The sequence below is a fragment of the Methanococcoides burtonii DSM 6242 genome, assembly GCF_000013725.1.
GTDB classification, from domain to species: domain Archaea; phylum Halobacteriota; class Methanosarcinia; order Methanosarcinales; family Methanosarcinaceae; genus Methanococcoides; species Methanococcoides burtonii.
On sequence record NC_007955.1, the window covers coordinates 1,602,397 to 1,614,320 of the forward strand.

Genomic DNA, 11,924 nt, shown 5'->3' on the forward strand with positions numbered 1-11,924 from the left:
GATAAGGATTTTGGTTTGTTGCCCCAGACCAAAATTGTTATTAGAGGCTATTTTCGTTCTAATCAATATGATCATAGGTGCATCCTCCTTTGCAGGCAGTCTTAAAGAGCTGGACCAACATGTCAGATCCGTGGAGCTCTATATGCCAAAACTTGGAGTATATGAAGGAAACTGCCTTCAGAAAAACAGGTTAGAACAGATCCTCGACGAACTGTCCACATGCGATCTTGATACATCCATGCATGCACATTATTTTGCAGACGTTCCAACATATCCAAAGGGCCTTGTGGTTGATACTGCATCCATGGAGCCCATTCATTTCAAGCTAATGGAAGAATGCATAGAGCTCGCAGGAAAGCTCGAAACAAAAGCAGTTGTCATCCATCCCGGCAGAGTAGGAGATGACAGACAAAGGTCCCTTGGCAGGATGACAACAAATCTGAAAAGACTTGCAGCTTTTGCATCAGAGAACAATGTCATGCTAGGACTTGAGAACAAAGAAGCTACCGACCCCGGAAATCTCTGTTGTGAAGCAGAAGAACTGCTCAAAGTGGTCAATGAAGTGGATTCTTCGAACCTTGGGGTGACATTTGACATCGGTCATGCGAACCTGACCTGCGGAGGGGACCATGAGAAACTGAACGAGTTCATCAGGACAGTATCAGAACAAGTGATACATGTGCACCTGCATGACAATTACGGAACATGGACCTCCAATTACGATGGAGATGAGCACATGGCACCCGGAACCGGCACGATCGATTATTCAGTGCTTAATTCGCTTAAAGGTTACAAAGGGATATTCAATCTGGAGGTTTTTTCAATCGAAGATGTTCTTGCGGGAAAAGAGATGATAAGAGAACATATCAGCCTTTGACCAACATTTTTCATTATAACCGAAATTCAGGAGGAACGACCAGAACAAGTATTGGTGACAATTGAAGGACCTTCAGTGTCACAGAACCCATTATCTGTTTAATTCCAGTATGACCACGAGTGCCTATAACGATCCTGTCGACATTATGCTTTTTTGCAGTCTTTACGATCATTTCTGCGGCATGACCACCAACTGTCTCGGAGATGATGTTCTGCTCTTTACACCCTCTTTTGAGAAGTTCTTCCCTTACACTATTGATCACATGCTCAGCACCGTTCTCACGCCACGTTTTCCTCCCAAGCCCTTTGTCTTCGACCACATGAACGATTATGACCTCAGAATCGTGTTTGCTTGCGATCTGACCTGCAACCATTGCAGCGTTTTCCGAATATCCTGACCCGTCAGTGGGAAGTAATATTTTCATACAATTTTTGGTTACTTTTTAAGTGTATTAAAGTTATTGGAGATCGACCTTTAGCTAATTTATTCTATATTTATTCAGGAATTAATCAAACGCAAAAAATTCAAAAATAAATGTAAAACAAAAATAGAACATCATGATAAAAATGGATGAAAGAGGAGCTTCGAGACCATTTTCTCAATCTCCTCAAACACTTCTGGATATTGAGATCTCAACTCCGAATACTTCCGAACAAGTGAAAATTCATCCCAGTCATAACAAGTACTGTTACAATCTCTTTGAATCGGCCTATTTCAACAACAACGCAGCTTTCACTCCATTTCAGAGATAAGTATTGGTGATTTCACGCAACCAATTAATCATTTCTGTTCAACGCATCCGTGTGGTTGAAGGTTATCTGTAGAAATAATAATATTTTATATTGATAATGATAATGGTAGCTTATGAAAATTACAGATTTGCTATTGCAGAACGTTTTTTTGCCAATTGTTTCAGTAATATCAGTGCCAATAGGACTTTCAATTTATTCTTGGCTCAAAACCAGGGAATGGCTACTATATATAGAAAAAATCGAGTTGAAATATTGGATAGTGTTGTGCTTATTGGTTTTACTATGGTACACAGCGATTATTATTAAATCAAGGTATTACAAAATCAAAATGGCAAACATGGACCCATTGGTGGGAGTAGCAAGATTTCCTATTAATGGGTGGAAAAATATTGCAAAAATAAGCTATCAGAATGTATTATGGGATGTACGTATACCTAATAACCCAGAATGGGGATTTTCTCGTACCGATAATTCCGCAGAAGACGTTGATATAAAAACACCCCATCGATGCCCAAAATGTGAAGTTGAGCTCGAGGAAAATAAGAATTTATGGAGAGGTATAGTTGGACATGTGTTGGTTGTGGCTTTAAGAAAAATAATAAAGATAGTTGGTACACTGAAAAGGAACGTGTTAAAAAATTTGCAAAGAAAAAATTTGAAGATGCGTTAAAGAAAGGTAGCAACAATAATAGGAAACACCGTTTTTGAAATAACATATAGCTTAATTGTAAAATTATTTTATTTTGAATTTTTTAGGGTTTAATACTTCTAAATCTATATGCAATGTTAACGGTACTAATATTGGAAAATGGATTATTACAGCAAAAAATACTGAATCCGATATTTGTCCATACCCACCGAATACTACGAAGGCAGACCAACCTCCGAAAACCCAGCAGAAACAGAGAATAAACAAACTCCAGCATTCACCCTCCCCTCAGCACTGCTCGCAATAGCATTACTCGCAACATACAACAAACACAGGAAATAATGCATGTCCAGTAGAATCTTATAAATAAGTAAAACGGAAATATGTAGGAGGAGTCAAAATATGGATTGTCTGTTCTGCAATATAATAAAGGGAAAGATCCCATCACATAAGATCTATGAGGACGAAGAAACCTATGCTTTCCTTGACATAAACCCATGTTCCAGAGGGCATACCGTAGTTGTCCCTAAAAAGCACTACGACAGCTTTACCGACATGCCAACGGAAGATGCCGGTTCACTTTTCGCCACCGTGAAAATGCTAACAGGGATGTTAGAAGATGCAATGTCAGCAGACGGCTCGAACGTCGGTCTTAATAACAAGGCTGCTGCCGGTCAGTTAGTGCCACATGTGCATGTACACATCATCCCGAGAATGAATGGGGATAATGGCGGTTCAATGCATTCGATAGTATCTGTGAGCGATGCAGGGAACGATCTGGAAGAGCTGGCTGAGAGGTTGAGGGTTGATTGATAAAGCTTAAGGTATGAGAGAGGAGTTATCGTTCTTAACACTTTTATGCATCATTGTGTATTAAAACAAATAAAAACTCCTTCCCGGATTTTTGTTTTTTGAGATGACCAATTTCTTCAAGATAAAATAAGTCACTTCTTGCCGTAGCATAAGATACACCTTGTGTATTCATGACTTCTTTTACTGCCATTGTTTTGTGTGGATATTTTATAAATTGCCTAAGTATTTCTCGTTGCCTGGTGTTTAATTCATCAGATTCATTCATGTATTTCAGTGCCTGATATTGTTCCTGCTGCTTAATTTCAAGATATTTTAGAATTTCATGCAACGATTCTATTATAGCAGTCAAATTAAATTTAATAAAGTATGTCAGATCACCAATCTCTTTATCTTTATCAAAGAAGTAATCCGATTCTGTATATTGATATGCCAATTTATATTGCCGGCGTTTTTTGTAGATCAAACGTGATACGGACATATACTCAAAAAGCCAATAATCCTTTTTCAGGACATACCAGTAAAATAGACTTCTGCCAGTACGTCCATTTCCATCATTGAATGGGTGAATATAATTAAGTAAGTAATGAAGAAATATTCCTTTGATTATGGGATGGATGAAAAACTGGTCATCATTATTTGCAAAATTGCACAGTTCGCTCACTAATTCTGATACTTCTTCTTTTTTTGGAGGAGTATGTAAAACTTCACCATCATTATCAAAAACTCGGATCTCATCGTTGTCTCTAAAAACGCCTTCGTCTTCAGGATCGTCGAAAGTACCTTCGGTCATCCTTTTTTGAATTTCCAGAAGAAGTTCAGGGGTCATTTCTTCATTTTTTATTTCTAACACATATTTCATTGTGTTATAATTGTTAATGATCATCCGCTCATCTTTGTTTTCTGGTTTTTTACTTTTCCTTAGCATCTCCTTTGCGACTCGACGTGATGGTGTTGCTCCCTCGATCTGACTTGATGCAATAGCTTCTTCCATAAGAGAATTTAATATGTACTTTTCACGATTGTCAGAGATAGCATCGATGACGCTTGCAAGAGTTCCTGCTGCGCCTTTATCGAGAGTGTACAATTTTTCTTGAAACTCGTCAAGCATCGTATAATGAAATATATATTTTCCAAAAACAACTTTATTGGGAGCCTTCGTGACCCGAAACATTTTCATTAAGTACCACAAGTAAATTGGTTTGATTGGAATTTTGTCTTTTCTTTTTCCAACCTCTTCCCAATGAAGATATCTCCGATTATATTCAGAAACAAAATTGATCACATCCTGATCATGAATGTACTTCATTGCCTCAGTTCCATCTTCCGTGGACAATGAGGATGTTTTGAGTATCTTTTTCATATTATCAATATCTAATAAATTAGTACATTTTATAGAATTTAATACTTAATAATACTAACTATTAATTTAATAGATATTAACAGATACCAATAGTTTATTTTTAACTTGCTTAAAATTGCACAGTTCTCATTGAGATTTGACAGCAGACGGCTCAAACGTCGGTCTCAATAACAAAGATGCTGCCGGTCAGTTAGTGCCACATGTGCACGTCCACATCATCCCCCAAAATCGAAGAAGACTGAAAATCCATACCTTCCATTGCATCCGGCAGTGCAGCGGATGATTTGGGAGAGATGGATATGACACTGTTTATAATCTAGTGACTTTTTTGGTTGAAAAACAGAGCGATTTCGTAACCATTTCTCTTTCTAATTATATCAGCAAGGGTAAACGGTGTTGGAGATATCGTGAAAACATATGCATGAAACCATTTGAAAGGACAATACATTCCCTAGGATGATTTATAACCTCTAGACTATTGTTGAACAAAGGAACTAAAATTAAGTTGTGGGATATAAGGTTTCTAAAACCCTTACTCTCGGGATGGAATGAGAAAATAATTTCGTATCCATTGCCAATATTGTGGCCTTAATTACAACATTAACTGCATTCAAAGTTGGAAAGCATAATTTGATTAGGCACCAAGTACTTTCAAAAGGTTGGCTATATAAGGTATTGGAAGAATATTTTTGTGTAACAAGAGCAGGATAGGCATTCATTCATGATTTAAAGCAAAATTATCAACTTTAGCAAAGGCTCAGCTGTCTATTTTGCACACCAAATTTCTTACTCTTTCAGCACATTCCATTACGTCCCTTTTTATTTCGCATTCCCATAATACGATTATTTTCCATCCCTCTGCCTTTAGTAAACGTATATTTTCATCGTCCCTTTCTTTGTTTCTCTTGAATTTCTCTGCCCAGAAATCGGTATGTGATTTTGGAAGAGGGAGGTTACAGTATGGACACCTATGCCAGTAGCAACCATTTACGAATATTGCAATCTTACCACCTGGATATGTAATATCGGGTCTTCCTGGCACTTTTTTCCAGTGAAGTCGATATCCAGGAATCCCTATATATCTCAATGCTTTTCTAAGTAAAAGTTCAGGTTTCGTGTCCTTCCCAACGTTTGCACTCATGACCCTAGAGGTTATTTTCGATTTTGGTATCGGAGCACGCCCATCTCTAATGTATTTCACGAATGTCACCTATAATATTTTTGATTCTGACCGACAAGATTATTTACAATATTTTAAATTATCTTTTATATAAAGATTGGAAATCATATCATGATTTTCTTACTAATTGTAGGGGGTATTGTATGGATAATAATATTGATTTCGAAAGAAAGGAAGTTCTTAGAAACAAGTCATATTATGATTGTCTTAAGCGTGCAGTTGATAATTACCAAGACGATGAAGATATTTTAAAATACCTACCTGATTTTTATCAATTGTTGTGCAATATTGGTTGCAATAATAAATCCCAGTGGTATACAAAGATGCTTGTTAATGCAGCTCTTTCCTACCTTGTGCTTGAAGAGGACATAATTACTGACAAAAGAAGTAAGGATGGATATCTTGATGATTTATACATATGTGCCTATGTGCTCAAAGAAATAAGAGATAAAGTATCCAAGAACATTATTTTGGATAACATGGGTGGCCTTGATTTTGAAGATGATATTTTTCAATTAATCTATGATATTGTTAACAGAGCCTCAGATATTCTCGGAGATAAAACTGAGAAAATCCTTGATATTGTAGGTTTTAGTAAATTCACTCTATTTGATTTCTTGTATGATCAGGACAAGACTAAAAGGCTCATGATGCGTAAAGAAAAACGCCGCTTACTCTATGCCATGCTTGCTGTAAAAGCAAATTCGATATTGGAAATTGAATCTGAGACCTACCAAATGATGAAACTTCGATCTCTTATTAGAACACATCATGAATTTGGAGAGATAAAAAGGTATATGGAGTTCATACATGATTGAAAGTGAAACAAAAGTTTATTCTGAGATGGTCGATGAGATATTTTCGAGGTACGAAGGAAAATACGAATCACTTTTAAGGAACATTCCCCGTTTTTTCAATTTGCTTCAAAGGATTTACACTTCAAGAGAATTGACATGGGAAGCAAAGTTTAAAATCAACTCTTGTTTTAGTTATTTTGCAATACCTGACGATTATATCCCTGATGATGAAGGTCCAGAAGGATTCCTCGATGATTTTTTTGTCTGTGTTTATGTATTAGATGATCTTAGTACAGAATACTCAATTTTAATTAAAGAGAATTGGGAATTCGAAGACAATATAATGGAACTGATACCGTTTGTTCTCGATGAAACAATAGACTTACTTGGTGAGAAGTGTTATGACATTCTAGGTTTTACAGGCTTGTTAAGGTTTGATGAGATTAGTAGTATTTCTCATTTATTCCAAACTCCCCAGAATATAAATGAAAAGATTGAAAGGATTGATTATGAAAATCAAGAATTACTAAGTCTACTTAGAACAATTTTAGTATACAGTGGTAACAAAAATATACTCAGGACCCTAAGTAGCTTAAAGAAGACTTTTGATGAGGATGAGTGGAGAAAAGTGCAAAATATCATTGAAAGGTCTGAGTTCCATGAATCAAAATATGATAATTCTCATGAAATCGAACTTGATAAAATTAGAAGAAAAATAGTTCTTGGGATAAATGAGGATATATTAGATGATTGAAACAGGGGGATTACTAGATTTTTCATGGTCTACAAGGTATAGTAGTGCTACGCACGACCTAATACAAGATTTTTTTGTTCCAGCTTTGAGTAGATCTAGATATTACTATCGAATTGCAGGTTTTTTCTCTTCAACAGCGATTGCAGCAGCTGCACGAGGAATAAGTGCTTTCGTTGAAAATGGGGAAAAGATGTATTTGATTATAGGTAGTCAACTTTCCCAAGAAGATGTTGATGCAATAAATACTGGCACTAAGAAAATCGATGCAACATTGTATGAAAAATGGGATGTATGTAAGGAAGATTTTGAGAATAATGTTGTCAAAAAAAGATTTGAGCTTTTAGCATGGTTGATCGCAAATGATAAACTCGAAATAAAAATAGGAGTTAACAAAGATAAAAATGGTAACTATCTATCCTCAGAAGATTCATTGTTCCATGAAAAAGTTCTAATTTTTGAAGATTACGATGGTAACAGAATTCAAATTGATGGTTCTATCAATGAAACAGGGAAAGCTTGGAGAGAAAATAGAGAATCTTTTTGTGTTCATAGAAGTTGGGAAAAAGGACATAAGGAATTTATAAATTCAGCAATGGATGATTTTAACAAAATTTGGTCAAATCAGGATAATACTAGTGAAGTGATGGATTTACCTATTGCTTTAAAGAAAGACCTAATTTCCATAAGACCAAAGAATGTTCCAAATCCTCATGACGAAATCGATTTCACCTACGAAGAGTTAAACGCAAAATACGATGAAGGTTCCAGCTATGGTGGGTGTAGTTTCCATGAAAGTACAGATGCATGCGATCAAAGCACAAAAAAGTCCTTAAGAAATTATCAAGAAGAAGCGATTCAAGCATGGGTTGACAATGAATATCGCGGAATTTTGGAGATGGCAACAGGTACTGGTAAAACATTCACCGCTTTGAATGCAATAAAACAACTTGACTTGAAATCGAAGTTATTACTTATTGGTGTACCACAAAGAGAACTAGCTAATCAGTGGACGGAAGAGTGCAAATCTGTTTTTGGGGATGTCCCAAATAGAATGATACTCTGCTATTCTAATACTGGATGGAAGATGAACATTGAAAGAGAAATTCGTCAATCCAAAAGAGAGAAGGCACTTTGCATAATAATCGTTGTATTTGGTACTATGAGGGGGAACGAGTTCGTAAGTAAGATTGGCAATTTGTTGAGAGAGAATATGTATCTAATCATTGACGAAGTTCATGAGATTGGTTCTTCTGAAAATAGAAAAATATTGTCCCAGTTCACCGATATAAAGTACCGGTTAGGTCTTAGTGCGACACCAGAAAGGGCATGGGATGAAGAAGGTAACAGTGCGATACAGGAATATTTTGGAAAGGAGCCAATATTCGTTTGGGACATGGAAAAAGCAATAAGACCTCCTGATGGATATGAACCCTGTCTATGTCAATACAAGTATCATCTTCACGATTGTTCTTTGACAGGGGATGAATTAGATAGATACGAAGAACTGTCTGAAAAGATAAAGAAGCAAATTGCGATAAAGACGAACGGCGGTCATATAGATATACAAAATATTGAAAATGGAACTTATTTACAGATATTGTTGAATCAGAGGGCAGACATAATAAAAGAATGCAAAGACAAGTTCAGGGTCCTTAAAGAGATACTTGTAGAGGAGTCTGATTCTCTGAACAAATGTCTTGTATATTGTAATGATAAGGACCATATGAACGAAGTTGCAGAGATGATCGAAAGAGAAGGATTTAAGTGCCGAAAATTTTATGGAGACCTGAACCCAAAAAATAAAGAGCATGTATTTGATTCGTTCAAGAACGGGGATTTACAATTCCTTGTTGCAATAAAATGTCTTGATCAGGGAATCGACATACCCGTTTGCAATTCTGCGATAATTCTTACAAGTTCGCGTAACCCCCGTGAGTACATTCAAAGAAGGGGTCGGATTCTTAGATTACATAAAAATAAGGAATTTGCCATTGTACATGATATGTTTGTATTTCCACGTCCTGTCGATGAACTGAAGTCTGGTAAAAGCAAACTATCGGATTATGAGATTACACTTATAAAGAATCAGCTTCAAAGAATATCCATATTCATGGATAATGCTATTAATGGGGCTGAAAATATGATTAAAAAACTTGAATATGGGGATATTATTATAGATTCTATGGAGTGACTGTTCAATGGATGATGATATTAAAGATATTATTGATCGGGTGTTCACAGTCCAAGATGCAGCTGTGGTAGAACAGATGTTAGATGTGATAAATAGGAACATTTCAGATGCGCACAAACTAAAAGTGATCAATGAAATCGACCAAATACTTCAGGACGTAAAAGAATGATTGATTTCAAGTTAATTAGAATAACTTTGTTCAACTTTGCCTGTTATTATGGTGAGAACACATTGGACTTTACCACTAAAACCGATAAAAATATATTTTTGTTCAATGTCCCAAATGGTTCTGGAAAGACAACTCTATTTCATGCGATTAAGTGGGGGTTTTATGGTGAGTCCATAGAGTATTTTAAGGATTCCGACAAGATATCTATTAAAGATTTTCTCAATGACAGGCTGGACCCCTCTAAAGATATGTGTTTTGTGGAGATAACATTTGAATACGGAAACAAGACTTATACTCTTAAAAGGAAATATCAACCCGGTGTTAAAAAAACTTCTGAACTTTCCTTATCCAAAGGTCAGGATGACATCCTTGATGTCGATGAAGCTCAAGAGATGTTAAATCACATAAACCCACAAAATTTTGCTGATTTCTTCATGTTCGATGGTGAACAACTCAGCCGATTTATGACCGCACAAAAGAACATAGAGCAGAACTATAGGGACAGCATTCTACAGTTATTAGGTCTGAAACAGATACAAATATTAAAAGATGACCTATCAAAGCTTGAAAAGAGATATGATAACGAGCTAACCCAGCAAAAATCAACTAACAAAGACGTAGAAACAAAGAAAAAGGTAATAAATAGACTCAATAAAGATATAAATAATGAAGACGTAAAAATCGAAAAGCACAATGAATCCATCGAACAAAACGATAATTATATCGAAAAACTCGAGGAACAACGAACTCGCTATGCAAAATTACCTAAGGTTATGGAAGACTTAGACAAAATAAATAAAGACATACGTAAGCAAGATAAAAGAAGTTCTGATATAGAAAGTAAATTATCATCAAGCTCTACTAATTTTTTCATAAAATTTATCGAGAGAGATTTAAAAAGGTACATCGATGAGAACAATAACAAGATTAGAGACCTTCAAGATATTTGTGGATTAAGTGATATGCAAGCAGATACCCAGTCTGCTAAAGAAGACATACTAAAGAAAAGTATTCCAAAATGTGAAGTATGTGGTCACAAATTGAGTGATTCAGAGATCTCAAAGTTAAAAGACGAACAAGAAAGAATAAGTGAATCTTTAAAGTTGTTTGAAAAGAACAAAAATGAACGTGATAATCTCAAAGATGAGAACCAGCAGTTCATGAGCTCTTTAAGGTTACTGGATGGGTGTGATTTTGGATTGGAAATGGATAACTTAGATGAGCTAAAAAACAAGATTCATAATCTGGAAAAAGCTAAAAAGGACTTAGATAAAGAAAGTCAAAGAGAAGAATATGGCGATCTGGCTAAAATCAACAGAGAAATAAGCTCATTACAAATACAAAACACAAAAAATGAGGATAAAATAAAGATCGCTAAATATAATATTAAATCATCAAAAAGAGAGAAAGAGGATATTACAAGAGATATAAAAAGACTTGGTCATGATGACACTAATACCGTTAGAATAACTAGAAATATAGATTATCTCTCAAAATTGATTAGACTGCTAGATGAGGCATTGGAAATAGGGACGGAATCAAAGAGACATCAAATCCTAAAGAAATCAAATGAACTTTTCAATGAGATTACCAATAAACCGGATGAATACAGTGGAATTGGTTTCGAAGATGAAGAGAGTTATGCTTTCATTATCAAAACAAAGGACAATAGCCCTGTTAAAAACCCCTCAAGGGGTGAAAAACAAGTGCTTGCAATGAGCTTCTTGCTCGGATTGAACCAATATACTGGAAGGAATAATGTGATATTGATGGATACTCCTGTTGCGAGTTTGGATGATGTCCATAGTGCAGGTATTGGAAGTGCCTTGGCGAACCTTAATAACCAAGTGATTTTTTTAGCTCAACCCCAAGAACTTGCTGGTGATATTTACAAAAATATGAAACCATCAGTGGTAAAAGAGTTCACCGTTGAAAGGAATGAATACAAATCAAGTTTTAAAGAGGTGTGAATATGAAGAACTTAGATCTCTTTGTAGACGCAGGGAACGTAAAATTTCTCTCGGCCTACAGAGATTCCATGTACCATGTTATCCGCGAGAAGGACCATTATGGACTATTTAAAAAAACTGGGATAACTGGATTATTCAATACTGCATTTAGCATAGGTTATCATTTCGATGAGCAAACACCTATTGATAGGAAAAATGCAATAAATCATGTGAATCTGGTAAGTATTGATAGGAGTGTAAAAGAACTAATGGTTCTGTTAGTTCTCAAACGAAAGCCACAGATAAATGACCCTAAATATCTATGGGCAGAAGTTGAGATGTATGCAGAATATGGCATACAAGTAATGTTCAACACCTTTAAAAACAAAAATGATAAGTTGGTTATTAGTTCAATCTTAGAAAACAATTGATT

Annotated in this window: 13 protein-coding genes; 10 read left to right on the plus strand and 3 right to left on the minus strand. The window is 35.6% G+C overall.

What is annotated here, in order from left to right; genetic code table 11:
* Positions 1-67 precede the first annotated feature (67 nt).
* The gene (locus MBUR_RS07875) at positions 68-877 is read left to right on the plus strand and encodes a sugar phosphate isomerase/epimerase family protein (RefSeq protein ID WP_011499579.1); all 810 of its coding nucleotides are present in this window, start codon (positions 68-70) and stop codon (positions 875-877) included.
* 13 nt (positions 878-890) lie between these two features.
* Here MBUR_RS07875 and MBUR_RS07880 read toward each other — a convergent pair whose 3' ends face one another.
* Positions 891-1,301 carry a universal stress protein gene (locus tag MBUR_RS07880; protein ID WP_011499580.1) on the minus strand — a complete coding sequence of 137 codons (411 nt, stop codon included), beginning with the start codon at positions 1,299-1,301 and terminating at the stop codon, positions 891-893.
* A gap of 440 nt (positions 1,302-1,741) precedes the next feature.
* On the opposite strand from MBUR_RS07880, the gene MBUR_RS07885 reads away from it, so the two are divergent.
* Positions 1,742-2,299 carry a hypothetical protein gene (locus tag MBUR_RS07885; RefSeq protein WP_011499581.1) on the plus strand — a complete coding sequence of 186 codons (558 nt, stop codon included), beginning with the start codon at positions 1,742-1,744 and terminating at the stop codon, positions 2,297-2,299.
* A gap of 381 nt (positions 2,300-2,680) precedes the next feature.
* Entirely contained in the window at positions 2,681-3,091 is a 411-nt protein-coding gene (locus tag MBUR_RS07890) for an HIT family protein (protein WP_011499582.1), read from the plus strand.
* A gap of 43 nt (positions 3,092-3,134) precedes the next feature.
* Here the strand turns inward: MBUR_RS07890 and MBUR_RS07895 are convergent, their stop codons facing one another.
* Positions 3,135-4,424: a Fic family protein gene (locus MBUR_RS07895; RefSeq protein WP_198003716.1), complete on the minus strand. Its 1,290-nt coding sequence runs from the start codon at positions 4,422-4,424 to the stop codon at positions 3,135-3,137.
* 163 nt (positions 4,425-4,587) lie between these two features.
* Between MBUR_RS07895 and MBUR_RS13510 the strand changes: the two genes are divergently transcribed.
* Complete coding sequence (locus MBUR_RS13510) at positions 4,588-4,734, plus strand: HIT family protein (RefSeq protein ID WP_083754957.1); 147 nt, start codon at positions 4,588-4,590, stop codon at positions 4,732-4,734.
* A 474-nt stretch (positions 4,735-5,208) separates the two neighbouring features.
* On the opposite strand, the gene MBUR_RS07900 is transcribed toward MBUR_RS13510, so the two are convergent.
* Positions 5,209-5,652 carry a very short patch repair endonuclease gene (locus MBUR_RS07900; protein ID WP_198003717.1) on the minus strand — a complete coding sequence of 148 codons (444 nt, stop codon included), beginning with the start codon at positions 5,650-5,652 and terminating at the stop codon, positions 5,209-5,211.
* Between the two features lie 122 nt (positions 5,653-5,774).
* Between MBUR_RS07900 and MBUR_RS07905 the strand changes: the two genes are divergently transcribed.
* Genes MBUR_RS07905 through MBUR_RS07925 form a run of 6 tightly spaced genes read left to right on the plus strand, consistent with a single transcriptional unit; the run spans position 5,775 to position 11,922 of the window.
* Positions 5,775-6,449 (plus strand): DUF1232 domain-containing protein, encoded by a 675-nt coding sequence (locus tag MBUR_RS07905; protein ID WP_011499585.1) that lies wholly within the window; start codon positions 5,775-5,777, stop codon positions 6,447-6,449.
* Positions 6,442-7,182: a YkvA family protein gene (locus MBUR_RS07910; protein WP_011499586.1), complete on the plus strand. Its 741-nt coding sequence runs from the start codon at positions 6,442-6,444 to the stop codon at positions 7,180-7,182. Before MBUR_RS07905 ends, MBUR_RS07910 begins: the two co-directional genes overlap by 8 nt.
* Positions 7,175-9,373, plus strand: a complete 2,199-nt coding sequence (locus MBUR_RS07915) for a DEAD/DEAH box helicase family protein (protein ID WP_011499587.1) — start codon at positions 7,175-7,177, stop codon at positions 9,371-9,373. The genes MBUR_RS07910 and MBUR_RS07915 overlap by 8 nt, the downstream gene beginning before the upstream one ends.
* A 7-nt stretch (positions 9,374-9,380) precedes the next feature.
* On the plus strand, positions 9,381-9,542 hold the full coding sequence (locus MBUR_RS13855; RefSeq protein ID WP_157196680.1) for a hypothetical protein: 162 nt from the start codon (positions 9,381-9,383) through the stop codon (positions 9,540-9,542).
* The gene (locus tag MBUR_RS07920) at positions 9,539-11,512 is read left to right on the plus strand and encodes an AAA family ATPase (protein WP_011499588.1); all 1,974 of its coding nucleotides are present in this window, start codon (positions 9,539-9,541) and stop codon (positions 11,510-11,512) included. Before MBUR_RS13855 ends, MBUR_RS07920 begins: the two co-directional genes overlap by 4 nt.
* Before the next feature lie 2 nt (positions 11,513-11,514).
* Positions 11,515-11,922: a hypothetical protein gene (locus MBUR_RS07925; RefSeq protein WP_048063317.1), complete on the plus strand. Its 408-nt coding sequence runs from the start codon at positions 11,515-11,517 to the stop codon at positions 11,920-11,922.
* Positions 11,923-11,924 lie beyond the last annotated feature (2 nt).